Raw genomic sequence first — 24,273 nt, 5'->3', positions numbered from 1 at the left:
GATCCGGTCGGACAACAACCGAAAGAGCCCCGCACCTCGAAAGGTGCGGGGCTCCTTCGCCGCCGGGCGCGTGGCCCGCCGCCGAATCAGCGAGCGCCGTAGACCGGAACCGGTGTCGGGGACTCGGACAGCAGTCGCGGGACGACGGAGCCGAGCTCGGCAGGGTCCCACCTGGCGCCCTTGTCCTCGGAGGCGCCGCGCTGCCAACCGTCGCAGACGGTGACCTTGCCACCCTCGACCTCGAACACACGGCCCGAGACCTCAGCCGACTCCTCCGAGCCGAGCCACACGACCAGCGGCGAGACGTTGGCCGGGTCCATCGCGTCGAACGACCCGTCCTCGGGGGCGGCCATCTGCGCGGCCATCGCCTCCCCGGCCGACGTCGTCATCCGGGTACGGGCGGACGGCGCGATCGCGTTGGCGGTGACGCCGTATCCCTTCATCTCGGCGGCGGTCTGGATGGTCAGCAACGCGATGCCGGCCTTGGCGGTCGCGTAGTTGCCCTGGCCCACCGAGCCGAAGAGGCCGGCGCCGGACGACGTGTTGATGACCCGCGCCTGGCGCGTACGGCCGGCCTTGGACTCCGCGCGCCAGTACTCGGCGGCGTGACGCAGCGGCGCGTAGTGGCCCTTGAGGTGGACGTTGATGACGTTGTCCCAGTCGCTCTCGCTCATACCGACGAGCATCTTGTCGCGCAGGAAGCCGGCATTGTTGACCAGCACATCAAGGCCACCAAAGGTGTCGATAGCCTGATGGACGAGGTCGCGGGCACCCTCCCACGAGGAGATGTCGTTGCCGTTGACGACGGCGTCGCCGCCGGCGGCCTTGATCTCCGCCACGACCTGCTCCGCCGGGGACTCGCCGACGTTCGATCCGTCCAGACCGGCGCCGAGGTCGTTCACGACGACCTTGGCCCCCTCCGCCGCGAAGGCGAGCGCGTGCTCACGGCCGATTCCGCGGCCGGCGCCGGTGACGATGACGACGCGTCCGTCGCAGATTCCCATAACTATCTCCTTGTTCGTGAGTGATCAGTGCCTGTTGTCGGCAGTGGACGCCGAGAGGAACGCCGGCTTCTCGCCGCCGCCGTGGACCAGCAACTCGGCGCCGGTGATGTAGGCGGCGAGCGGCGACGCGAGGAACGCCGCGGCCTGGCCGACATCCCGCGGCTCGGCCATCCGCCCCATCGGGATGGTCGCGTCGACCGCGGCGACGCCGTCAGCGTCCCCGTAGTGCATCTCGGCCAGCTCCGTCTTGACCGGGCCCACCACCACCGAGTTGATGCGGACCGCGGGCGCCCACTCCACGGCGAGGGACTGCGTGAGCGAGTCGATGCCCGCCTTCGCGGCGCCGTACGAGGCCGTGCCCGGGGACGGGCGATGACCCGAGACGGACGAGATGTTGATGATCGCCCCGCCGGTCGGCTGCATCACGCGGTTCGCCTCCTGCGCCACGGTCAGCGCGGACAGGAGGTTCAGCGCCACGATCTTCGAGTGGAAGTTGGCGCTCGCGTCGGCGGCGAGGGCGAACGGGGCTCCGCCGGCGTTGTTGACGACCACGTCGAGGCGGCCGTGGCGGTCGACGATGTCGTCGACCAGAGCGCGGACAGCGTCGGCGTCGCGGAGGTCGACCGAGTGGAACTCGAGGTCGGCGACGTCGGAGTCCTCGTCGGCGGGACGGCGCGCGCACGTGATGACGACGGCCCCGGCCTCTCTGAAGACAGTGCTGATGCCGGCACCCACGCCGCGCACGCCGCCCGTGACGAGGGCGACCTTCCCCGCCAGACCCAGATCGATGTTCGTCATGCGTGCTAGCCTACCAAGCAAGCGTTTGGTCAGTCACCGCGCAGTCGAGGACGGCGGTGGCGTGCGAAGGGAGCTCCATGGGCATCAACGTCGACAAGGGTGCGGACGGGATAGCCACCGTCACGGTCGACTACCCCCCTGTCAACGCCATCCCGTCAGCGGGATGGTTCGAACTCGGCGAGCAGATCCTCGCCGCGGGCCGCGACCCCGAGGTCCACGTCGTGATCCTGCGGGCCGAGGGCCGCGGGTTCAACGCCGGCGTGGACATCAAGGAGATGCAGAACTTCGAGGGCTTCGACCACCTGCTCGCCGCCAACCGCGGCTGCTACGTGGCCTTCAACGCCGTCTACGAGTGCGCGGTCCCCGTGATCGCCGCGGTCAACGGCTTCTGCGTCGGCGGCGGGATCGGTCTGGTCGGCAACGCGGACTGCATCGTCGCCTCCGACGACGCCGTGTTCGGCCTGCCGGAGGTGGACCGCGGAGCGCTCGGCGCCGCCACCCACCTGTCGCGCATGGTCCCTCCGCACATGCTGCGCACTCTGTACTACACCTCCCGCAACGTCACCGCGCAGCAGCTGCACTCGTGGGGCACGGTCTACGACGTCGTGCCGCGCGACCAGCTCGACGCCGCCGCGCGCAACCTGGCGGAGGCCATCGCCGCCAAGGACACCCGGGTGATCCGGGCAGCCAAGGAAGCCATCAACCACATCGATCCGGTCGACGTGAAGTCCTCCTACCGCATGGAGCAGGGCTTCACGTTCGAACTCAATCTCGCCGGCGTGGCCGACGAGCACCGTGACGAGTTCGTCAAGACCGGCAAGAACCTGGACAAGCGATCCGAGAGGACGGGCGAGAACAAGTGACGACGACCCCCACCCCGCGCGACAAGCGCACCAGTCTCGACGAGGCAGTGTCGCGCCTCGAGAGCGGCATGACCATCGGAATCGGTGGATGGGGCTCGCGGCGTAAGCCGATGGCACTCGTCCGCGCGATCCTGCGGCATGAGGATCTCACCGACCTCACCGTGGTCACCTATGGCGGCCCGGACCTCGGTCTGCTGTGCTCGGCCGGCAAGGTCTCCAAGGCCTACTACGGCTTCGTGACCCTGGACTCCGCGCCGTTCTACGACCCGTGGTTCGCGCGTCGTCGCACCGAGGGCTCGATCGTGGCCCGCGAGATGGACGAGGGCATGGTCCGCGCCGGCCTCACCGCCGCCGCCCAGCGCCTGCCGTTCCTGCCCACTCGCGCCGGCCTCGGCTCCGACGTCGTCCGCTTCTGGGGCGACGAGCTCAAGACCGTCGACTCGCCCTACCCGGTGGACGGCAAGACCGAGACGCTGGTCGCGATGCCGGCCCTGCGCATGGACGCGGCCCTGATCCACCTCGACAAGGCCGACAAGCACGGCAACGCCGGGTTCACCGGCGCGGACGGCTACTTCGACGACCTCTACGCCATGGCCGCCGACACCGTCCTGCTCGAGACCGACGAGATCGTGGACTCCACCGACGCGTTGATGAACGAGGTCGGGCCGCAGCGCATGCTGATCAGCCGCATGTTCGTCGACACCGTCTCCGAGGCGCCGAACGGGGCCCACTTCACCTTCGCCGGTGGATACGGACGCGACGAGGCGTTCCAGAAGCACTACGCCGCGTCCGCGAAGGACGAGGGCTCGTGGAAGGCGTTCGTCGACGAGTTCCTGTCCGGGTCCGAGGAGGACTACCAGAAGGCCGTCACCGCGTTCGCGGAGAAGGCCGCTGCCGAGAAGGCCGCCGAGAAGGGAGCCAAGTGATGTCCGACGTCACCACCCAGTCCGCCACCAGGGCCGAGTACTGCGCTGTCGCGTGCGCTGAGATCTTCGCCGGCGCCGGCGAGATCTTCGCCTCCCCCATGACGCCGATGGCCACCATCGGCGCGCGTCTGGCCCGGCTCACCACCGAGCCCGACCTGCTCATCACCGACGGCGAGTACCGATTCCTCGGTCAGACCCCGCCACTGGGCAAGACCATCGACTTCGAGGGTTACATCCCGTTCCCCCGCGTCTTCGATGTCCTGCAGGCCGGCACCCGCCACGTCGTGATGGGCGCCAACCAGATCGACCGCTTCGGCAACCAGAACCTCTCCGCGTTCGGCGACGACGTGCAGAAGCCGACCCGACAGATGTTCGGCCTGCGCGGAGCCCCCGGCAACACGATCAACCACGCCACGAGCTACTGGGTCGGCAAGCACTCCTCGCGAGTGTTCACCGAGAAGGTCGACGTGGTCTGCGGCATCGGCTACGACCGCTACACCGAGGGCGATCCGGCGTTCCGCTACCACCACATCCACCGGGTGGTCTCCAACCTCGGCGTGTTCGACTTCGGCGGTACCGACCACAGCATGCGGGCGCTGAGCCTGCACCCGGGCGTGACCGCCGACGAGGTCGCCGAGAACACCGGCTTCGAGATCGAGGGCCTCGCCGACGCCGCGGTCACCCGCGATCCCTCCGCCGAGGAACTGCGCATCATCCGCGAGGTGCTGGACCCCCGAGGGTTCCGCGACCGTGAGGTGCCGGCCGCGTGAGCGCTCCCACCATCACGACCGCGTTCACCGAGCTCGTCGGCGTCGAATACCCCATCGTCCAGACGGGCATGGGCTGGGTCTCCGGTCCCGAGCTGACCGCCGCCACCGCCAACGCCGGCGGGCTGGGGATCATCGCCTCGGCCACGATGACCTACGCAGAGCTCGAGGACGCCATCGTGCGGACGAAGAAGCTCACGAGCAAGCCGTTCGGTGTCAACCTCCGGGCCGATGCCGAGGACGCCGCCGAGCGGTGTGAGCTGATGATCCGCCACGGGGTGAAGGTCGCATCGTTCGCCCTCGCGCCCAAGCCCGAGCTGATCGCCCGACTGAAGGAGAACGGCCTCGTCGTCGTCCCCTCCATCGGTGCCGCGAAGCACGCCGTCAAGGTCGCCTCCTGGGGCGCCGACGCGGTCATCGTCCAGGGTGGTGAGGGCGGCGGACACACCGGACAGGTCGCCACCACCCTCCTGCTCCCCAGCGTGATCGACGCGCTCGGCGGCGCGGGGAACACCTCGATCCCCGTCGTGGCCGGCGGCGGGTTCTTCGACGGCCGAGGCCTGGTCGCGGCGCTGTCCTACGGCGCCGCGGGCGTCGCGATGGGTACGCGGTTCCTTCTCACCAGCGACTCGCAGGTGCCGGACGCGGTGAAGAAGCAGTACCTCGAGCGGGGCCTTCAGGACACCGTCGTCTCCACCCGCGTCGACGGCATGCCCCACCGCGTCCTGCGGACGGGCCTGGTCAACGCGCTGGAGTCCGGAAGCCCCCTCAAGGGGCTGACCGCGGCGGTGCAGAACGCGAACAAGTTCAAGTCCATGACGGGCATGAAGTGGCAGCAACTCGCCAAGGACGGCCTCAACATGAAGAAGGCCTCCGACCGCACCTGGCAGCAGATCGTCATGGCCGCCAACACGCCGATGCTGCTCAAGGCCGGACTGGTCGAGGGCAACACCGACGCGGGAGTCCTGGCGTCCGGCCAGGTCGTGGGCATGATCGACGATCTTCCCAGCTGCGATGAGCTGATCCAGCGGATCATGACGCAGGCGCACGAGCGCCTCGACGCACTCCGCGAGCTCGGCTGACGACCCGCTCGTCACGTCTCCCCGACGCACCCGCTCGGCCCTCTGGGTCGGCGGGTGCGTTGTCGTATTTCGCCATACACCGAACATGAGGGAATGCTTGACATATCCTGAGAACCGTTCCCGCGCGCGCGGGCCGTATCCCCCACCCCTTCCGGAGGACCCCATGACTTCTGCCCGTACCGCCATCCGCGCGGCCGCCGTGCTCGGCGCCACCGCCGCCCTGACCGTTGCCGGTGCCGGCGCGGCGTCGGCCGCCACCGCATCCGACCCCGTCGTCGAGGGCAACACGATCTCCGTCACCTTCGAGAAGGACGGCCTCGCGGATGCCGCTACCTGCGTTGCCGCCGTCGCACCAACTGCCGAAGCCGCCACGTTCGCCGCCAAACTCGCCGACCTTTCAACCCTGAACCCGGGCGCGATCAACGACCTCATCACCGGGGATACCGTCGCCACGTTCCTTCGCGGCGGCCCGCTGAACTCACCCATCGCCAACGTCGACACTGGTGACGTCACGGTCTCAGCAACGGTCGAGTCCGGCGTCTACTCCGCCGTCACCTACTGCGTTCCCGGAGAGCCGTCCATCACCCCGCTCATCGTCGTCGGCAGCCCGCTCGACGCCATCTCCGGCCTGAGCTCGGGGGGCGGCCTGGACACCCTCTCGTCCGCCCTCGGCGGCGGCGACGCGACCACGGGCGCGCTCGGCCTAAGCACCCTGTCCTCTGCGCTCGACGGCGGCCAGCTCGCGGGTGACGAGTAAGGACGACCCCCGGGCGAACCGGGCTCGCTCCACCTCGTCCGCCTGACCCGGTCACCAGCACGCGGTGCGCCCGTTGTCAGCGGGCGTCGCGCAACCCAGGCGCCCGCTCCGATCTCTCGGGCCGGGCACCGAGCCATACGTTCAGAAGATTTTCGTAACACTGAGCGTCTGCTGAACGACACTGTGATTGAGCACACCACGTTGATCCCTCACAAAGGAGCGTCATGACCATTGCCAAGAAGGTCGCCGCAGGACTCGCCGCGGTCGGTATGGCCGCCGGCCTCACCATCGCCGGATCAGGCGTAGCGTCCGCCGCCGTCCCCCACCCGAACATCGCGGGCAACACGGTGTCGGTGCACATCACCGATCCACTGCCCGGTCAGACGTGCACCGGGATCCTCGTCCCGCCGTCCGCGACCGGCGACCTCGCCGGCGCAGCGATTGCGGGAGGCGGGGACCTCATGTCCATCGTCCGAGCACTCGGCAACCGGTACGACGTCATCTCCCTGGACGGCCCCGGCCTGCCCGGCGTCTTCACGCTGCCCATGACTCTCCCCGGCCAGCCGGGCTGGCTGACGGCCCGCGACGTGCCGTCGAACGTCTACGCACTGGCCGTGCTCTGCCTCGGTCACAACGGCCCCGTCGAGCCGCATCTGTTCCCGGCCGTGGTCGGCAACCCGCTCGACGCCTTCGGCGGCAGCGCTGCCGGGAGCGTCGGCGCTGGCCCCGCCGCAGCGCCCGGTGGCGGCAACACCGGCTCCACGAGCAGTTCCTGACGCACGCCGCACGCGGCCTCGCCGGCGCTATGAGAGGGGCCCCGCACCGTCAGGTGCGGGGCCCCTCTCGTGTCAGCGGATCGCTCAGGCGTCCAGTCGCTCGATGATCGTCACGTTGGCGGTGCCGCCGCCCTCGCACATGGTCTGGAGGCCGTAGCGTCCGCCGGTGCGCTCGAGCTCGTTGAGCAGGGTGGCGAACAGCTTGGCGCCGGTGGCGCCGAGCGGATGGCCCAGGGCGATGCCGCCGCCGTTGGGGTTGACGCGGGCCGGGTCGGCGCCCGTCTCCTCGATCCAGGCGAGCACGACGGGGGCGAACGCCTCGTTGATCTCCACGACGTCAATGTCGTCGATCGACAGGCCGGTCTTCTCCAGCGCCCACTTTGTGGCGGGGATCGGCGCGGAGAGCATCATCACCGGGTCGTCGCCGCGCACGGTGAGGTGGTGGATGCGCGCGCGGGGCTTGAGTCCGTACTTCTCGACGGCCTCGGCGGAGGCCAGCAGGCCGGCCGAGGCACCATCACAGATCTGGGAGGCGACGGCGGCCGTGAGAGAACCGCCCTCGGCCAGCACCGGCAGGGAGGCCATCTTCTCGAGGGTGGTCTCACGGGTGGTCTCGTCGGCCTCGAGGCCGGCCATCGGCACGTACTCGTTCGCGAACCGGCCGGCGGCGATCGCGGCGCGGGCGCGCTCGTGCGACTGGAGGGCCCACTTCTCCATCTCCTCGCGCGAGATGTCCCACTTGTCGGCCATCATCTGCGCGCCGTTGAACTGGGAGATCTCCTGGGAGCCGAACCGTCCGACCCAGCCGGTCGAGCCGGTGAAGGGATCGTCGAAGCCGTACTCGCGGCCGGCGAGCATCGCCGAGGAGATGGGCAGGGCGCTCATGTTCTGCACGCCGCCGAACAGGATGACGTCCTGGGTTCCGGACCAGATGGCCTGGGCGCCGAAGTGGATGGCCTGCTGGCTCGAGCCGCACTGGCGGTCGACGGTGGTGCCCGGCACGCCGAGCGGCATCCCGGCGGCGAGCCACGCGGAGCGGGCGATGTTTCCGGCCTGGGGGCCGATGGTGTCGACGCAGCCGAAGATGACGTCGTCGACGACCTCCGGGTCGATCCCGGTGCGCTCGACGACGGCCTTGATCACATGGGCACCGAGGTCGGCCGGGTGCTGCCCCGACAGGCTTCCGCCGCGCTTGCCGACGGGGGTGCGGACGGCGTCGATCACGTAGGCCTCGCGGCCGGTCACGCTGGTCATGGGTCTCCTCGGGGTGGGTGAGAAAGGTCAGCCGACGGTGAGGCCGTCGAGCACGATGTTGAGGTACTGGTCGGCGATCGCCGCGTGGTCGTTGTCGTCGTCGGGCCGGTACCAGCGGACGGCGACCCACACGGTGTCGCGGAGGAATCGATAGGTCAGGCGCACGTCGAGGTCGCCGCGGAAATCCCCGGACTCCATGCCCCGCCTCAGCACGTCGGTCCACATCTCGCGGAACTCGGTGTTGCGCTCGCGCAGGTAGTCGAATCGCGGGTTGCCGCGGAGGTGCTTGAGCTCGTCCTGGTAGATGGCCACCTCGTCGCGGTCGCGGTGGATGGCCTCGAACGAAGCGCGGACCAGCGCTTCCAGGGTCGCGCGGGGCTCGAGCCCGGAGTCGACGATCGTGCGGTATTCGCCGAAGAGCGCGTCGAGGAAGCCACGCAGGATCTCGTCGACGATCGCCTCCTTGGAGGCGAAGTGGTGGTACAGACTCCCCGAGAGGATGCCCGCCGCGTCGGCGATGTCGCGGACGGTGGTCGCGCGCAGGCCGCGTTCGGCGAAGAGCCCTGCCGCGATGGACAGGAGTTCCTCACGTCTGGTCGTGCTGGTCATGCCCCCACGATACCAACCAAGCACTTGCTAGGTCGACGTTCGCCCCGCATACGGCCGGGCCCCGGGGTGGTCACCCCGGGGCCCGGTACGAGCGCGTGTGGATACGACGCGGTCAGGAGCCGAAGCCGAGGGCGATGAACTCGATGGTCGCAACGATCACGCCGGGGATGTTGAGCACGCCGGCGACGAGGTTGCCGATCGGGTCGGCCGGCAGGCTGACGGTGAGGCCGTCGACCGATCCGTCGATCGTCTCGTGGAGCTGGTGCAGGGGGCCGCTGAGCATGGGGGGATTTCCGTCCGGTCAGATGAGGGGGGCGGCGGGAGCGGTGGAGCCGAAGCCCCAGAACAGGTTGGCGAGCCCGTAGAGCAGGGCGGCGGGCAACTTGAGCACGCCGCCGATCGCATCCCCGAGGGACCCGGCCGGCACGATGCCGTCCACGGATCCCCATACGGTCCGGGCGGCACCTGCGAGTGACCCACTGACGTCAGGCATTCTTCATCTCCTCTGGTAGTCGACGCTGGAGACGCTCAGCTTAACCCGGCCGGTTCCGCTGTCCGGAACAACGTCGACCACCGGGCCGTCACGCGCGCTGCGAGGAGATGGAGACGACCTCACCGGTGAGGTAGGTGGTGTAGTCGCTGGCGAGCATCGCGATGGTGGCGGCGACCTCCCACACGTCTGCCGCGCGGCCGAAGGCCTCCTTGGCGGCGAGTTCGTCGAGCAGCTCGGCCGAGGCGGACTTCTCGAGGAACTTGTGGCGCGCGATGGACGGGGCGATCGCGTTGATACGTACGCCGAAGTCCACTCCCTCGATGGCCGAGCACCGGGTCAGTGCCATGACGCCGGCCTTCGCGGCGGCGTAGTGGGCCTGGGCGCGCTGGGCGCGCCAGCCCAGGACGGAGGCGTTGTTGACGATCACACCGTTGTGCGGGGCGTCGCGGAAGTAGCGCAGCGCGGCACGGGTGGCGCGGAATGTGCCGTTGAGCGTGATGTCGAGGACGCGGTCCCAGTCCTCGTCGGTCATGTCGACCAGCTCGGTCTCGCCGCCGAGCCCGGCGTTGTTGATGAGCACGTCGATGCGGCCGAGCTTCTCGGCGGCGCCGGAGATCAGCGCGTCGACATCGGAGGTGGACTGCACGTTGCAGGTGATCGCCTCGAACTGCTGCTCGGGGAACTCCGCGGCGAGCGCGTCGCGGGCCTCGTTCATGCGCCGCTCGTGGAAGTCGGAGACCAGGACGTCGGCGCCCTCGAGCGCGGCTCGACGGGCCGCGGAGAAGCCGATGCCGGTGCCGGCGGCGGCCGTCACGATGACCTTCTTGCCCTTGAGCAGCCCGTGGCCCGGGGTCTCCTCGGGGACCGCTGCGAGGGGGGACTTGTGCTGGGTCATGACGGCCTGGCCTCTCGGGGTAGTCCGAGCACGCGCTCGGAGATGATGTTGCGCTGGATCTCGTTGGATCCGCCGTAGATGGTGTCGGAGCGGGTGAACAGGAAGAGCCGCTGCCACTGGGCGAGCTCGAGGTTCTCCGGGTCGCGGAGGTCGTTGGGGGCGCCCTCGGAGGTATGGGTGGGCCCGGTGAGCGACTCGGCGCCCTGGACCTTCATCGCGAGTTCTCCGAGGTCGCGGTGCCAGTTGGCCCAGAGCAGCTTGGCCGCGGAGGCGTTGCCGCCGGAGGAGTCGCGCTCGGCGAGCGTGCGCAGCGCGTGCGCGCGGATCACCTTGAGGCCGATCCACGCGCGGGTGATGCGCTCGCGCACGGCGGGCACCTCGGCGCTGCCGTTGGCGCGCGCCATGGCGGTGATCTGCTCGAGTTCGCGGGCGAAGCCGACCTGCTGGCCGAGCGTGGACACGCCACGCTCGAACTCGAGCAGGGTCATGGCCACCTTCCAGCCCTCGCCGCGCTCCCCCACGATCATCTCCGCGTCGGTGACGGCGTCGTCGAAGAAGACCTCGTTGAACTCAGAAGTTCCGGTGAGCTGCTGGATCGGCCGGATCTCCACGCCGGGCTGGTCGAGCGGGACGAGCAGGAAGCTCAGGCCCTTGTGGCGGCTCGTCCCCTCCTCGGAACGGGCCACGACGAACGCCCACTGACTCAGGTGGGCGAGCGAGGTCCACACCTTCTGTCCGTGCAGGTGCCACTTGCCGTCCTCGCCCAGCCGGGCCGTGGTGGCAACGTTGGCCAGGTCGGATCCGGCGCCCGGCTCCGAATAGCCCTGCGCCCACAGTTCGGTGACGTCGATGATCCGCGGCAGGAAGCGGTCCTTCTGCTCCTGCGTGCCGTGGGCGATGAGCGTGGGGCCCAGCAGGGTCTCGCCGAGGTGGGACACGCGCGCGGGGGCGTCGGCCTTGGCGTACTCCTCGTGGAAGCGAACCTGCTGACTCAGCGACGCGCCGCGTCCGCCGTGCTCGACGGGCCAGCCGACGCACGTCCAGCCGGCGGCCGCCATGTGCCGTTCCCACGCCAGGCGCTGGGGGAAGAACTCGTGTTCGCTCCCCGGCCCACCGGCGCCCTTGATCTCGGCGAACTCGCCCACGAGGTTGGCGTCCAGCCAGTCGCGGAACTCCGCGGCGAATTCGTCGTCGGCCATCTCCGCCGCGGGCGTGCCCTTCTCGGATGCCGTGCTCTCGGTCATGCCGCCCACACTACCAAGCACTTGCTTGGTTCGGCGGAACCGCCCTCCTTTCGGGACGACGTGAAGTTGGATATCGCTATGACCTCCTCCACTCCCCTCGCCGGCAGAGTCGCGTTCATCACGGGCGCCGCCCGGGCCCAGGGCAGGGCCCACGCCGTCCGGCTCGCCTCGGAGGGCGCCGACGTCGTCGTCTCCGACGTCTCCGCGCCGGTCTCCGACGCCGCCACGTACCCCGCACCCACGCCGGACGACCTCGCCGAGACGGTCCGCCTGGTCGAGGAGACCGGCCGCCGCGCGATCTCGGCGGTCCTCGACATCCGGGACCTCGCCGCGCTGCAGGACCTGGTCTCCCGCACGATCGACACCTTCGGGCGGCTGGACATCCTGGTCGCCAACGCGGCCGTGCTCAGCTGGGGCCGGCTGTGGGAGATGCCGGAGGACGACTGGGACACGGTCATCGGCGTCAACCTCAGCGGGACGTGGCGGACGATCCGTGCGGCCGTGCCGGCGATGATCGAGGCGGGCAACGGGGGCTCGATCATCGTCGTCAGCTCGTCCGCGGGACTCAAGGCCACGCCCGGCAACGGGCACTACTCGGCCTCCAAGGCGGGGCTGGTGGCACTGACGAACGCCCTCGCTCTCGAGGTGGGCGAGTACGGCATCCGCGTGAACTCGATCCACCCCTACTCGGTCGACACCCCGATGATCGACCCCGAGGCGATGGGCGAGCTCTTCGGCCGGTTCCCCTCGTTCCTCCACAGCTTCTCGCCCATGCCGCTGAAGAACGCACGAAGAGACGGCGCGAGCACCCTCTCCGACTTCATGCCGCCCGAGGAGGTCTCCGAGGTGGTCTCGTATCTCGCCGGCGACGGTTCGCGGTCGGTCTCCGGCGTCCAACTCACCGTCGACCGCGGGGCCCTGAAGTACTAGCGACCGGCCCTCACGGCCCGCGCCGAGCGCCCTCACCAAGCACTTGCTTGGTAGGGTTGCCCGCGCCACACCCGCAGCCCCACCGAGGAGTCCGCGATGACCACCACCGTCGAGACCACGCCAGTCGAGACCTCTCCTGTCGAGAGCACTCCCGCCGCTCTGCGCCGGGCCGCCCAGACGTGGCCGGAGCGGGAGGCGATCGCCGACGTCCAGCCCGGCCAGGACACCCGGTGGACGTGGTCGCAGCTTCTCTACGAGGTGCGCCGGTTCGCCGCGGGGCTCGTCGCGCGTGGGGTCGAGCCGGGCGACCGGGTCGTCATCTGGGCGCCGAACACGCGGCACTGGGTGGTCGCGGCGCTGGGCGTCCAGTTCGCGGGCGCGACGATGGTGCCGGCCAACACCCGCTACATCGGTAGCGAGACCCTCGAGATCGTCCAGCGCACCAACGCGGTCGCGGCCGTCGTCGCGGGGACGTTCCTCGGCTCCGAGCGGATCGCCGACCTCGTCGACGCAGCCGGAGGCACCGGGGCCGCCGAGGGTCCGCTCGCCGGCGCCACCACCCTGCGGACGATCGTGCGCGTCCCCCTCGACGGCGGGGACACGGTCGCCGCGGGCGCCGGCGCCGCCGGGGGCGTCGACGTCCTCGACTTCGACGCCCTCCGCGCCCTCGCCACCGACGACCTGCTCGCCCGGGCCGACGCACGCGCGGACGCGGTGACGGGCGACGACGTCGCCGACATCCTGTTCACCTCCGGCACCACCGGCAAGAGCAAGGGCGTCGTGGCCCTGCACCGTCAGACCGTCGCGGGCTCGCGCGCGTGGGGCTCCAACAACGGGCTGACGGACCGGGACGGCTACCTCATCGTCAACCCGTTCTTCCACAGCTTCGGCTACAAGGCGGGCTTCCTGGCGTGTGTCCTGTTCGGCGTGACGATCGTCCCGCTCTCGGTCTACTCGACCACGGAGACCATGCGGCTGATCCACGACGAACGGGTCACGATCCTCACCGGCGCGCCGACGATCTTTCAGACGCTGCTCGACGATCCCACCCGCGGCGACTACGACCTGTCCTCGCTGCGCGTGGCGGTGACCGGCGCGTCGGTCGTGCCGGTTGTGCTCATCGAGCGCATGCAGTCCGACCTGGGCCTGGAGACGGTCATCACGGCGTACGGGCAGACCGAGACGATGGGCTTCATCACCACCACCCGGACCGGCGACGACGATGTCACGGTCTCCACCACGTGCGGCCGCCCCTACCCCGGCATGGAGATCCGCATCGGCGAGCACGGCGAAATCCTCACCCGCGGCGAGATGGTCATGCAGGGCTACCTCGACGACCCGGAGAACACCGCCAAGACGATTGACCCGGACGGGTGGCTGCACACCGGCGACGTGGGCGAGATCGACGCCGACGGCAACCTGCGCATCACCGACCGGCTCAAGGACATGTACATCAACGGCGGCTTCAACGTCTATCCGGCGGAGATCGAGCAGACCCTCGCCCGCCTGGACGGCGTGGTGGAGTCGGCCGTGATCGGCGTGCCGGACGACCGGATGGGCGAGGTCGGCAAGGCGTTCATCGTCCGCCGCGAGGGCTCGACCCTCACCGAACAGGACGTGCTGGACTTCTGTAGAGAGCACCTGGCCAACTTCAAGCGGCCGCGGACGGTCGAGTTCGTCGAGTCCCTGCCGCGCAACGCCTCGGGCAAGGTCCTCAAGACCGAGCTGCGATGAGCGCCCCGGTGGGCCGGCGCGGCGCCGTGGTGGTCACCGGCGCGTCGGGCGGGATCGGCGCGGCCGTCGCCCGCCGCCTGGCCGCCGAGTTCCCTGACCCGCCGGTGGTGCTCGGGTACCGCTCGACCGAACCGGCCGACCTGGCCGCCGAGCTGGCGGACGGGTCGCCGCGGGCCGTGGAGTGCGTCCGCATCGCCCCCGGTGGCGGGACGAGCGACGACCGTGACGACGACGACGAGGTCGCCGCCGCCATCGACGGGATCGCCTCCCGGCATGGCGGGATCCGCGTGCTCGCCCACTGCGCCGGTCCGCACGTGCCCATGGTGCATCTGTCCCGGATCGCGCCGGCCGAGTTCCGCCGGCAGCTCGACGAGGACGCCGGGGCGTTCTTCGCCCTCGCGCGACCCGCGCTTCCGCACCTGCGCGCGGTGGCGGGCAACGTCGTCGTCGTCACCACCGCCGCCACCACCCGCTACCCGGTGCGCGACGGCATGTCGGCGGCCCCCAAGGGCGCGGTCGAGCAGCTCGTGCGCGGGCTCGCCGCCGAGGAGGGGCGCTTCGGGGTGCGCGTGAACTGCGTGGGCCCGGGGATGCTCACCGACGGCATGGCGTCCCGGCTCATCGCCTCGGGCGACCTCGACGACCGTGCGCTGGAGGTCACACGCTCCAACATCCCGCTGCGCCGGTTCGGCACGGCCGACGACATCGCCGAGGCGGTGGCGTTCCTGGCCTCGGACCGCGCGGGGTTCATCTCGGGCCAGAAGCTCGACGTGGACGGTGGATACGGCGTCTGAACGACGGCGGATACGGCGTCCGAGCGACGGCGGCCGCGGCGTGCGACGCCGGTCCGGTACAGTACCAACCAAGCACTTGCTAGGTGAGGAGAGTTGCAGGTCATGACCGATGCACCCATCCCTCCGGTCCTCGGGGTCGACGACCTCGGGCCGGACACGCAGCCGGTGGCCTACGAGGTCTCCGACGGCACCGCGTACGTCACGCTCAACCGCCCCGACTTCCGCAACGCGCAGAACTCGGTGATGACGTACTCGCTGGACAACGCGTTCATCAAGGCCGTCGACGACGACGCCGTCAAGGTGATCGTCCTGCGCGCGGCCGGCAAGCACTTCTCGGCCGGCCACGACATAGGCACGCCCGAGCGCGACCACCACGTCGAGTACACCAACCGCGCCGCGATCTGGTGGGACCACACCACCCGCGGCGGCGGCGACCGGCGCCTGGCGCGTGAGACCGAGGTCTACGTGCAGATGTGCCGCCGCTGGCGGGAGATACCCAAGCCGATGATCGCCCAGGTGCACGGCGCCTGCATCGCCGGCGGGCTCATGCTCGCGTGGGTCTGCGACTTCATCGTGGCCGCCGACGACGCCTTCTTCTCCGACCCCGTCGTGAAGATGGGCATCCCCGGCGTCGAGTACTTCGCCCACGCCTTCGTGCTGGGCCCGCGCCGCGCGAAGGAGATCCTCTACACCGGTCGCAGGTTCGGCGCGGCCGAGGCGCTCGAGTGGGGGATGCTCAACCACGTCGTACCCCGCGACGAGCTGCAGGCCAAGGTCGACTCGATCGCCGAGGAGATCAAGGCCATGCCCACGTTCGGGCTGACGCTGGCCAAGAAGGTCATCAATGGATGCGAGGACCAGATGGGGCTGCAGACCTCGCTGGACACGGCGTTCGGGTGGCACATGTTCGCCCACTCCGCCAACGCCGAGCCCGACGACACGGACTCGTTCTCCGCCTCGCTGGGCGGGATGGACGCCCGCTCCATGCGCGACAGCGCCAACACCGGTTCGACGGGCGGCCCCGCGCCGTCCGGCGAGAAGAAGGAAGGCTGACACCGTGGATCTGGATCTGGACGCATCGACGCAGGAGTTCCGCCTCGAGGTCCGGCAGTGGCTGGCCGAGAACGTGCCGTCCGAGCCGCTGCCGCACATGGACACCCGCGAGGGCTTCGAGGCGCACCGCGAGTGGGAACGGAAGATGGCCGACGCACGCATGTCGGTCGTGTCGTGGCCCGAGGAGTTCGGCGGGCGCGACTGCGGCCTGGTCAACTGGGTGGTCTTCGAGGAGGAGTACTTCCGCGCCGGCGCGCCGCTGCGGGTGAGCCAGAACGGCATCTTCCTGCTGGCCCCGACCTTGTTCGACCACGCCTCCCTCGAGCAGCTCGCGCACATCATGCCGCGTATGGCCCGCGCCGACGACATCTGGGCGCAGGCGTGGTCCGAGCCCGAGGCCGGCTCCGACCTGGCGTCGCTGCGCTCCACCGCGAAGAAGGTCGACGGTGGCTGGATCCTCAACGGGCAGAAGGTGTGGTCGACCCGCGCCTCGTTCGCCGACAAGGGCTTCGGCCTGTTCCGCACCGACCCGGACGAGCCCCGCCACAAGGGCCTGACCTACTTCATGTTCGACCTCCGGGCCGAGGGCGTCACCGTGCGCCCGATCGACCAGCTGGACGGACTGCCCGGGTTCGCCGAGCTGTTCCTCGAGGACGTCTTCGTGCCCGACGACCCGGCGAACCCCGCCGAGTCGGGCGTGATCGGCGAGGTCAACCAGGGCTGGAAGGTGGCCATGTCCACCGCCAACAACGAGCGCGGCCTGTCCCTGCGCTCCCCCGGCCGCTTCCTCGCCACCACGGACCGCCTGCTCGAGCTGTGGGACTCCCGCGAGGGCGACCTCGACGACCGCACCCGCGGCGCCCTGGCCGACCGCGTGGCGGACGCGTGGATCGGCTCCCGCGCCTACGAGCTGAGCACGTGGAACACCGTCACCAAACTCACGGGCGGCGCCAACCTCGGCTTCGAGTCCTCGATCAACAAGGTCTTCTGGTCGAACTGGGACATCGCGACCCACGAGACCGCCCTGGACGTCCTGGACACGGCCGGCGAGCTCGCCGGCGAGCAGTGGATGGACGGCTACCTGTTCGCCCTCGCCGGCCCCATCTACGCGGGCACCAACGAGGTCCAGAAGAACATCATCGCCGAGCGACTCCTCGGCCTCCCGCGCGGCTGAGAAGGCGGTTTCACACATCATGCAGTTCGCACTCGATCCCGAGATCATCGACTTCGCCGGCAGCATCGACTCCCTGCTGGCCAAGTCCGACATGCCCGCGGTGATCCGCGCGTGGGCCGCCGGTGACACCGCCCCCGGCACCGCCGCGTGGGGACGCGTCGCCGAGACGGGCGCCGCCGCCCTGCTCGTCGACGAGGCCTCCGGCGGCGCCGGCGCCACCGCGGTGGAGGCCGTGGCCGCGCTCGAGGTCCTGGGCCGCCACGCGGTGCCGGGTCCCGTCGTGGAGACCGTGATGGTGGCGCCGCGCATCGCCGCCGCGCTCGGTGGCGACTCCGACGCCGGAGACGTCGCCGGCGAGATCGCCGGCGGCGCGCTGGCGTCCGTCGCCGCGCCCGGTGTGTCGCCGTTCGCGCCGGACCCCCACGTCACGCGGTACCTGTGGGCGGTGTCCGACGACGAGGTGTTCGCGGCCGAGGCCGGCGAGACCCGTCGCTCGGTCGACCGGGCCCGCACGGTGACCGCGCCGACCGCCGGGGCCCGCGCCGCGGCGGTGAGCACGACGGACCTGATCAACCACGGGGCCCTCGGCACCGCAGCTCAGCTCCAGGGGCTCGGCCAGGCGATGCTCACGATGAGCGTCGACTACGCCAAGCAGCGTAAGCAGTACGGCAAACTCATCGGCGAGTACCAGGCGCTCAAGCACCAGCTCGCCGAGGTCGCGATCGCGCTCGAGATGGCCCGCCCGCTCCTGTGGGCCGGCGCCCTGGCGATCGCCGAGAACCCCGGCGACCCCGACGCCGCGGTCCGCGACGTCTCCGCCGCCCGCGTGGCCGTGGCCGACGCCGCCTACCTGTCCGCCCGCACCGCGCTGCAGATCCACGGCGCGATCGGCTACACGCTCGAGCACGACCTCGGCCTGTGGCTGACCAAGACCCGCGCCCTGCAGACGGCGTGGGGCACCCAGAGCTACCACCGCGGCCGGGTCCTGGACTCGCTGCGCGTCGGCTCCGCGGCCTCCGCCGACGCCGCGGGGGCGGCCCGATGAGCGCCCCCGCCGCGCCGGCGACCGCCTCCCCCGGCGTCGACACCGAGGAACAGGCCGCGCTGCGGCAGTCGGTGGCCGCGCTGCTGGAGAAGAAGTCCGACTCCGCGGCGGTGCGCGCGGCGTTCGCCTCCGCCGACGGCTACGACCCCGCCCTGTGGTCGACGCTCGTGGATGAGATCGGCGCCGCCGCGCTGTCGGTGCCCGAGGACTACGACGGGGCCGGGGCGACCTGGGTCGAGACGCACCTGGTGTGCGAGGAGCTGGGCCGCCGCCTCACGCCGTCGCCGATGCTCGGCTCCGCGGTCCTCGCCGCCCAGGCCGTCCAGGCCTCCGGCGACGAGGCCGCGTGCGCCCGCCTGCTGCCCGGCATCGCCGCCGGCGAGCTCGCCGCCCTGTGCTGGGCCGACCGCGACGGCTGGGCGACCCCGGGCGTCCGCGCGGACGGTGGCCCCGACGTGTCGAGTGCGACGCTGTCCGGCACCGCCCACCACGTGCTCGGCGCCGACACCGCCGCCACGCTGCTGGTCGTGGCGGTCACCGGCGACACGGTGGGCCTGTTCGAGCTGCCTGCCGACGCCGACGGGGTCACCATCACCCGCGTGCCGGTGATGGACCCCACCCGCACGCTGAGCCGCGTGGAGTTCGACGGCGCCCGCGCGACCGCGATCGCCACCCGGCCGAGCTTCCTGTCGCGCCTGCGCGCGGCGGCCTGGGCGGCGACCTCCGCCGAGCAGGTCGGCGCCGCGCGCGCCGTCCTGGACGCGACCGTGCAGTACACGCAGGAGCGCAAGCAGTTCGGCCGGGTCATCGGCTCGTTCCAGGCGCTCAAGCACCGGATGGCCGACATGTACGTCAAGGTCGAGACCGCCAGGTCGCTGTCCTATTCCGCCGCCGCACTGGTGGCCGAGGCCCAGTCCCTCGGGGACGGGCCCGAGGCCGACGAGGCCGCCTACGCCGCGGAGATCGAGGCGGCCGCCGCCAAGGTCTACTGCTCGGAGGCACTGCAGTGGATCTCCGGGGAGTCGATCCAGCTCCACGGCGGCGTCGGCATCACGTGGGAGTACGACGCGCACCTGTACTTCAAGCGGGCGCACGGCACGGCGCAGCTGCTCGGGCAGCCCCACGAGCTCCTCTCCGCGCTCGAGGTGGCGGCGGGCCTGTAGGCGGGGCCTCTAGAATCGGCCGCATGACCCCCTTCCCCGCGCATGGACGGACCAATGACCAGCGGTCGGCCGAGGACCTCGCGGCCCAGGCCGGACGCCTGCTCACCGACCTCCGGGTCTCCCGGGTGGCGCCCGAGGATCTGGGCGAGTTCGCCGAGGGCGAGGCCCGGTCGGTCATCCTCGACCGCCTCGCGGTGGCGCGGCCCGACGACCTCGTGTTCGGCGAGTGGGACCCCGATTCCCGCGCGCGGCTGGAGGCCGACCGGGTGTGGTTCGTCGACCCCCTCGACGGGGTGCGCTCCTACGTGACCGAGGGGCGTCCCGACTGGGCCGTCCACGTCGCGCTGTGGGAGTCCGGTCCCGAGGGCGTCGGCGGGATCACCGCCTGCGCGATCGCCATGCCCGCCTACGGTCGGGTCCTCACCGGACGCGGCGCCACCACGTACCAGCCGATGTCGATCATCCGCGGCCCGCGGCCCGGGCCTCTCGTGCCGCCCCGTGAGGACGACCGTCTGCGAATCGCCGTCTCCGAGGCCGAGCCGCCCGCGTTCGCCGAGGACCTCGCGGCGAAGCTCGGCGCGTCCCTGGTGCACCTCGGGTCCGGCGGCGGCAAGACCGCCACCGTGCTCGAGGGCGAGTGCGACGCGTACATCCACACCAGCGGTCACCACCAGTGGGACTCCGCCGCGACCGTCGGCGTGGTGCAGCAGCGCGGCCTGCACGCCAGCGCCCTGGACGGCAGCGAGCTGGTCTACAACGTCGAGGAGATCGAGTATCCCGATCTTCTCGTCTGCACCCGCGAGGTCGCGGACCGCGTCATCGAGGCGGTCGCCGAGTACCTCTGACCCCCCACTGAGATCCGCTACTCACCCTCGACATCCGCCACCCCTGTGGGCATAGCGGATCCGGGATCGGAGTAGCGGATTCCGGAGGCGCCGGTCAGGCGTCGAGGCCCCGGTAGCCGGCGAAGCGCTCGGCGATCCGCTCCTCGCTGAGCCCGTAATCGGCGAGAGTGTAGCGGTGCGCGGGCGCCCGGTCCCCGGAGAGGCTGCGCTCGTTCTCCGCGACCACGGCCGCGCGGACCTCGTCTGACAGCTCCGTGCCCGCGGCGGCATACACGCGCTCGACCACGCCAGCGGGATCGTCCAGCAGCTCGTGGTGGTCGACGTCGACGAACGTCGCCCGCGACGCCGGGTCCGCCTCGTGACGGGCGCGCGCGGCGTCGAATGTCTCGACCCCCCGCGCCCACAGGTCCAGCTGCGAGGAGCCGATGTACTCCGGGGTGAACCGCGTGGACCAGTCGGCGGCCGTGCGGTGCGCGAGCGAGCACATCGACGCCATCGACTTCCGCGGGTCGCGGTGTGTCTGCACCACCACCGCGTCGGGGTACACCTCGAGCAGCGCGTCGAGCGCGAACAGGTGGCTGGGGTTCTTGAGCACCCAGCGCCGGTCGGGATCGCCTCCGCCGATGAGCTGCAGGTTGCGCTTGTGCTGGCGGTACGCGGGCACCCAGTCAACGCCGGCGAGCCACCGCGAGTAGCCGTCGAGCCGCGTGAGGCACTCGTAGGACACCGAGGTCAGCGACTGGCGCAGCAGTTGCCAGCACTCCTCGAGGTCGTCTGCGGAGATGTAGTGCACACCGCCGTAGTCGGGGTTCTCGGCCATGAAGCCGGAGTACAGGTCGCGCAGGCCGACGTAGGCGGGGTCGTCCTCCCACGTCTCGCGCGGGGGCCGGGGCTGCGGGACCTCGGTCAACCACAGTTCGAGCCCCTGGTTGGCCGGGTCGGCGCCCAGGAGCCGGTGCAGCGCCGTGGTGCCGGTGCGGGGCAACCCGGTGACGACGACGGGCCGCTCGATCGCCACCTCCGCCCGCGCGGGGTCGGACGCGAGGGCAGACGTCGACAGGAGCCTCGCGGTCAGCGCGCCCTTGAGCACCGAGCGCCAGTACTTGCTCCCGGCGGGGGTCAGTCCCGCGTCGGTGTGCAGGGAGTCGAGCAGGACGCCCAGTGCCTCGCGGTGGCGGTCCTCGCCGTCGCCGAAGTCCTCGAGCCCCACGGTGCGCGAGGCGCTGGCGTGGAGATCGTCGACGGTCCCGACGTGGACCCGGTCTTCATCGCTCACGGCAATCCCCTTCTCACGACAATCCGCGCCGGGCGAAGGCGTCCTGGCGCGCGGCGATCCGTTCCCGCCACTGCTCTCCGGTCACGCGCAGCTCGTCGTGGCACGGGACCTCGTCGGGCACCCGGTCGAACGGCACGACCTTCACCGTCGGGCCGAGTTCCGGGCCGATGGGCCCGTCGGTCCGCTGCCACCGGAACTGCATGATGCCCTCGCGGCGGCCGAGGGTCTCGACCCAGTTGGCCAGGCCCGGGTCGCGCTCGGACACCACCAGGTGGATGAGCCCGTCGGAGGTGACGTGCGCCTGGTCGGCGGTGAGACTCGTCTGGTGGTGCACGTACTCCAGCGACGCGTACCACATGCTGCCCAGCTGGAAGCCCTGGTAGGGCACGCCGGCGACGGGCACCGAGATCACGATGGCCTCGTCCGGGCCGAGCTCGAAGATCCCCGCCGACGAGAACTGGGTCGTGAGCCCGCCCGGGGTCTGCCTGGGCACGTTGAGCGTGTTGTGCGGCTGCTCGCCGAAGAACCAGCCGGGGAACGCCAGCCACGTCCGCAGTCGCCCGACGAGCGCCTCGGCGAGCTTGGCGTAGAACTTCTCCTGCCCCGCGAGCGTCACCGGCTCCGGCGCGGTGCCCACCGTGTCGAGTCTGCGGATGATCGCCGACCCGGCCTCCTCCCGGCTCCAGTCGGAGAACACCTCGCGGACGGCGATCATCGACGAACCGGGGTGCAGCACCACGTAGCCGGGGTCGCCCTCGTCGTCGTCGTACCTCGCCGGTCCCAGGCGGAAGCGATACCGTCCCCGCTCGTCGATATCCACGCGACGGTCGTCGAACGCCGCGTGCGACGCGGCGCGCTCGTCCGCCGAGTACGTCCCCGCCATGACCTGAAACGATAGATCCGCCGTGGTCCCGCGGCGGCCCTCGATGACGTACTCCGCGCCGTCGGCGAGGTTGGCGTAGAAGTACAGCGTGTCCGGGTTGTCCAGGCCCATCTTGGTGTACGGGCCCGTCGCCTCGAACAGCTGCGGGTGCGTGCGTCCGCGGTGCTGGCCCGTCTCGATCGCGCCGCGGATCGTCCCGAGCAGATACTCGAGCCCCTCGGCCACGTCCTCGTCGGTGCGCACGTGCGGCGCCGACCGGATGATCTCCTCCGCCTCCGCCAGCGCCTTCGCCAGCGGCCCCGTCGCCCCGCTCACAGCCAGGTGTAGCTGTCGGCGGAGGTGATGAAGTTGGCCAACTCCTCCTGCTCGGGCGTCGGATCCACCACGTCCTCCTCGATGCTGAGGTAGGCGCCGCGGTAGAACAGCAGCGGGCGGATGTCCCGCTTGGTCGGGCCGAGGTTGTCGACCCGACCCAGCACGATCCAGTGGTCCCCGCCGTCGAGGACCTGGTCGATCTCGCAGTCCAGCCACGCCATCACGCCGTCGATCACCGGCGAGCCCAGCGGGCTGGGCGACCAGTCGATCTCGGCGAACTTGTCGTCCCCGCGGCGGCCGAACGTCGAGGAGACGTCCTCCTGCTCCTCGGAGAGGATGTTCACCGCGAACCGGCCCGCCTTCTCTATGCCCTCCCACGAACCCGACGTCTTCATGGGGCAGAACAACACGAGGGGCGGTTCCAGCGACAACGCCGAGAACGACTGGCAGGCGAAGCCCACCGGCTTGTCGTCCTCGACCGCGGTGATGACGGTGATGCCCGTGCAGAACTGGCCCAGCGCGTCGCGCAGTTCACGGCTGCTGAAGGGCTGCCCCTCCGGGCGTTCGTCGGTGCTGCTCATGGGGGTCGGTCCTTCCTGGACTGAAGATCGTCGGGAATGGGCGCGGCGGCGGCCGGGCCCCGCGGGGGTACGGGGCCCAGCCTAGGTGGCTACTTGAGGCCGACGGAGAAGTCGTGACCCCACAGGCTCACGGCCGTGGACTCGCGGGCGACCCACTTCTCGTCGTCCTCCACCTGCTGGCCCTCGCAGCCGTACTCGCAGTCGAAGCCGCCGGGCGTCTTCATGTAGAAGCTCAGCATCTTGTCGTTGACGTGCCGACCGAGCGAGGCCGACAGCCGGACCTTCTTGCGCATGGCCCGGTCGAGCGCCAGCCCGACGTCGTCCGCCGTGCCGACCTCCACCATGAGGTGAATGATCCCGGTCGGGTTGGGGAACGGCGTGAACGCGAGCGAGTGGTGCCGCGGGTTGCACCCGAGGAACCGGAGCCACGCCGGCTCACCGTCGGCCGGCCGGCCCACGATCTCCGGCGGCAGACTCATCGAGTCGCGCAGCCAGAAGCCCAGCACGTCGCGGTAGAACTCGAGCGCGGCGGCCTCGTCCGGCGTGGACAGCACGATGTGGCCCGCGCCCTGGTCGCCGGTCACGAACTCGTGGCCGTACGGCGTCGGGATGCGGCGGTGCTGCAGCGCGACGGTGTGGTAGATCTCCAGCGTGAACCCGGCCGGGTCCTGGCAGGTGATCAGCCCGCGCACCTTGCGGTCACGCCTGACCTCGGCCGGCGCCTCCTCCCACGGCACCCCGGCCGCGTCGAGGCGCCGCTTGACGTCCTCGAACTCGCCCTCGTTGGCGCATTCCCAGCCCACCGATGAGAGCTTGTCCTCCTCGCCGGGGACGATGATCCACCGGTGGGGATGGTCGTCCATGCGGAAGTAGAGGGCGTCGGGGTCCTCCCCCGAGCCCACGACGAAGCCCAGCACCTTGGTGCCGTACTCCCGCCAGGCGTCCATGTCCGTGGCGAAGACCCGTACGTACCCGAAATTGCTGATCGCCATAATTACCAGTCCTTTCGATC

Annotated in this window: 26 protein-coding genes; 14 read left to right on the top strand and 12 right to left on the bottom strand. The window is 70.7% G+C overall.

Translation table 11 applies throughout. The features are described 5' to 3' along the window. Positions 1-86: 86 nt before the first annotated feature. Positions 87-1,004 (bottom strand): SDR family oxidoreductase, encoded by a 918-nt coding sequence (locus A6035_RS03655; protein WP_108846661.1) that lies wholly within the window; start codon positions 1,002-1,004, stop codon positions 87-89. A 24-nt stretch (positions 1,005-1,028) separates the two neighbouring features. After that, positions 1,029-1,802 carry an SDR family oxidoreductase gene (locus tag A6035_RS03650; RefSeq protein WP_108846660.1) on the bottom strand — a complete coding sequence of 258 codons (774 nt, stop codon included), beginning with the start codon at positions 1,800-1,802 and terminating at the stop codon, positions 1,029-1,031. A gap of 77 nt (positions 1,803-1,879) precedes the next feature. Between A6035_RS03650 and A6035_RS03645 the strand changes: the two genes are divergently transcribed. The 6 genes from A6035_RS03645 to A6035_RS03620 all read left to right on the top strand — a co-directional run bounded on the left by A6035_RS03645 (position 1,880) and on the right by A6035_RS03620 (position 6,973). Next, positions 1,880-2,665 (top strand): enoyl-CoA hydratase family protein, encoded by a 786-nt coding sequence (locus A6035_RS03645; RefSeq protein WP_108846659.1) that lies wholly within the window; start codon positions 1,880-1,882, stop codon positions 2,663-2,665. A 68-nt stretch (positions 2,666-2,733) separates the two neighbouring features. Continuing rightward, positions 2,734-3,591, top strand: a complete 858-nt coding sequence (locus A6035_RS03640; protein WP_412523602.1) for a CoA transferase subunit A — start codon at positions 2,734-2,736, stop codon at positions 3,589-3,591. Continuing rightward, positions 3,591-4,361: a CoA-transferase subunit beta gene (locus A6035_RS03635; RefSeq protein ID WP_108846657.1), complete on the top strand. Its 771-nt coding sequence runs from the start codon at positions 3,591-3,593 to the stop codon at positions 4,359-4,361. The genes A6035_RS03640 and A6035_RS03635 overlap by 1 nt, the downstream gene beginning before the upstream one ends. Further along, on the top strand, positions 4,358-5,440 hold the full coding sequence (locus A6035_RS03630; protein WP_108846656.1) for an NAD(P)H-dependent flavin oxidoreductase: 1,083 nt from the start codon (positions 4,358-4,360) through the stop codon (positions 5,438-5,440). The genes A6035_RS03635 and A6035_RS03630 overlap by 4 nt, the downstream gene beginning before the upstream one ends. Before the next feature lie 163 nt (positions 5,441-5,603). Next, entirely contained in the window at positions 5,604-6,197 is a 594-nt protein-coding gene (locus A6035_RS03625) for a hypothetical protein (RefSeq protein WP_108846655.1), read from the top strand. Positions 6,198-6,421: 224 nt separating this feature from the next. Beyond that, positions 6,422-6,973, top strand: a complete 552-nt coding sequence (locus tag A6035_RS03620) for a hypothetical protein (protein WP_108846654.1) — start codon at positions 6,422-6,424, stop codon at positions 6,971-6,973. Between the two features lie 84 nt (positions 6,974-7,057). Here the strand turns inward: A6035_RS03620 and A6035_RS03615 are convergent, their stop codons facing one another. The 6 genes from A6035_RS03615 to A6035_RS03600 form a co-directional block, all read right to left on the bottom strand. After that, on the bottom strand, positions 7,058-8,227 hold the full coding sequence (locus A6035_RS03615; protein WP_108846653.1) for an acetyl-CoA C-acetyltransferase: 1,170 nt from the start codon (positions 8,225-8,227) through the stop codon (positions 7,058-7,060). 27 nt (positions 8,228-8,254) lie between these two features. Beyond that, positions 8,255-8,836 carry a TetR/AcrR family transcriptional regulator gene (locus A6035_RS03610; RefSeq protein WP_108846652.1) on the bottom strand — a complete coding sequence of 194 codons (582 nt, stop codon included), beginning with the start codon at positions 8,834-8,836 and terminating at the stop codon, positions 8,255-8,257. 112 nt (positions 8,837-8,948) lie between these two features. After that, on the bottom strand, positions 8,949-9,119 hold the full coding sequence (locus tag A6035_RS18195; protein WP_159149730.1) for a hypothetical protein: 171 nt from the start codon (positions 9,117-9,119) through the stop codon (positions 8,949-8,951). An 18-nt stretch (positions 9,120-9,137) separates the two neighbouring features. Then, a complete protein-coding gene (locus A6035_RS18190; protein ID WP_159149729.1) occupies positions 9,138-9,329 on the bottom strand; it encodes a hypothetical protein in 192 nt (63 codons plus the stop codon). Between the two features lie 88 nt (positions 9,330-9,417). Then, a complete protein-coding gene (locus A6035_RS03605; RefSeq protein WP_108846651.1) occupies positions 9,418-10,224 on the bottom strand; it encodes an SDR family oxidoreductase in 807 nt (268 codons plus the stop codon). Then, positions 10,221-11,468, bottom strand: coding sequence for an acyl-CoA dehydrogenase family protein (locus A6035_RS03600; RefSeq protein WP_200836459.1), 1,248 nt, complete (start codon positions 11,466-11,468; stop codon positions 10,221-10,223). Before A6035_RS03600 ends, A6035_RS03605 begins: the two co-directional genes overlap by 4 nt. Before the next feature lie 78 nt (positions 11,469-11,546). Between A6035_RS03600 and A6035_RS03595 the strand changes: the two genes are divergently transcribed. From A6035_RS03595 to A6035_RS03560, 8 genes are all read left to right on the top strand, one after another. After that, complete coding sequence (locus A6035_RS03595) at positions 11,547-12,398, top strand: mycofactocin-coupled SDR family oxidoreductase (protein ID WP_108846650.1); 852 nt, start codon at positions 11,547-11,549, stop codon at positions 12,396-12,398. 96 nt (positions 12,399-12,494) lie between these two features. Next, entirely contained in the window at positions 12,495-14,132 is a 1,638-nt protein-coding gene (locus A6035_RS03590; RefSeq protein WP_108846649.1) for a FadD3 family acyl-CoA ligase, read from the top strand. Then, positions 14,129-14,926 (top strand): SDR family NAD(P)-dependent oxidoreductase, encoded by a 798-nt coding sequence (locus A6035_RS03585; protein ID WP_108846648.1) that lies wholly within the window; start codon positions 14,129-14,131, stop codon positions 14,924-14,926. The genes A6035_RS03590 and A6035_RS03585 overlap by 4 nt, the downstream gene beginning before the upstream one ends. A gap of 102 nt (positions 14,927-15,028) precedes the next feature. Continuing rightward, positions 15,029-15,979: an enoyl-CoA hydratase gene (locus A6035_RS03580; RefSeq protein WP_108846647.1), complete on the top strand. Its 951-nt coding sequence runs from the start codon at positions 15,029-15,031 to the stop codon at positions 15,977-15,979. Between the two features lie 4 nt (positions 15,980-15,983). After that, positions 15,984-17,153 (top strand): acyl-CoA dehydrogenase family protein, encoded by a 1,170-nt coding sequence (locus A6035_RS03575; RefSeq protein WP_108846646.1) that lies wholly within the window; start codon positions 15,984-15,986, stop codon positions 17,151-17,153. Positions 17,154-17,172: 19 nt separating this feature from the next. Then, on the top strand, positions 17,173-18,198 hold the full coding sequence (locus A6035_RS03570; protein ID WP_108846645.1) for an acyl-CoA dehydrogenase family protein: 1,026 nt from the start codon (positions 17,173-17,175) through the stop codon (positions 18,196-18,198). Next, positions 18,195-19,361, top strand: a complete 1,167-nt coding sequence (locus A6035_RS03565; protein ID WP_108846644.1) for an acyl-CoA dehydrogenase family protein — start codon at positions 18,195-18,197, stop codon at positions 19,359-19,361. Before A6035_RS03570 ends, A6035_RS03565 begins: the two co-directional genes overlap by 4 nt. Positions 19,362-19,384: 23 nt before the next feature. Beyond that, positions 19,385-20,206: an inositol monophosphatase family protein gene (locus A6035_RS03560; protein ID WP_108846643.1), complete on the top strand. Its 822-nt coding sequence runs from the start codon at positions 19,385-19,387 to the stop codon at positions 20,204-20,206. A gap of 94 nt (positions 20,207-20,300) precedes the next feature. Here the strand turns inward: A6035_RS03560 and A6035_RS03555 are convergent, their stop codons facing one another. From A6035_RS03555 to hsaC, 4 genes are all read right to left on the bottom strand, one after another. Beyond that, the gene (locus A6035_RS03555) at positions 20,301-21,482 is read right to left on the bottom strand and encodes a sulfotransferase family protein (RefSeq protein WP_108846642.1); all 1,182 of its coding nucleotides are present in this window, start codon (positions 21,480-21,482) and stop codon (positions 20,301-20,303) included. Between the two features lie 13 nt (positions 21,483-21,495). After that, a complete protein-coding gene (locus A6035_RS03550) occupies positions 21,496-22,680 on the bottom strand; it encodes a hypothetical protein (protein ID WP_108846641.1) in 1,185 nt (394 codons plus the stop codon). Then, complete coding sequence (gene hsaB / locus A6035_RS03545) at positions 22,677-23,261, bottom strand: 3-hydroxy-9,10-secoandrosta-1,3,5(10)-triene-9,17-dione monooxygenase reductase subunit (RefSeq protein WP_108846640.1); 585 nt, start codon at positions 23,259-23,261, stop codon at positions 22,677-22,679. The genes A6035_RS03550 and hsaB overlap by 4 nt, the downstream gene beginning before the upstream one ends. 89 nt (positions 23,262-23,350) lie before the next feature. Continuing rightward, entirely contained in the window at positions 23,351-24,253 is a 903-nt protein-coding gene (gene hsaC / locus A6035_RS03540; RefSeq protein WP_108846639.1) for an iron-dependent extradiol dioxygenase HsaC, read from the bottom strand. Positions 24,254-24,273 lie beyond the last annotated feature (20 nt).

The organism is Dietzia lutea (genome assembly GCF_003096075.1).
GTDB classification, from domain to species: domain Bacteria; phylum Actinomycetota; class Actinomycetes; order Mycobacteriales; family Mycobacteriaceae; genus Dietzia; species Dietzia lutea.
Note: the sequence above shows the minus strand (reverse complement) of the source record. Positions and strands in the feature narration are given on the sequence as shown.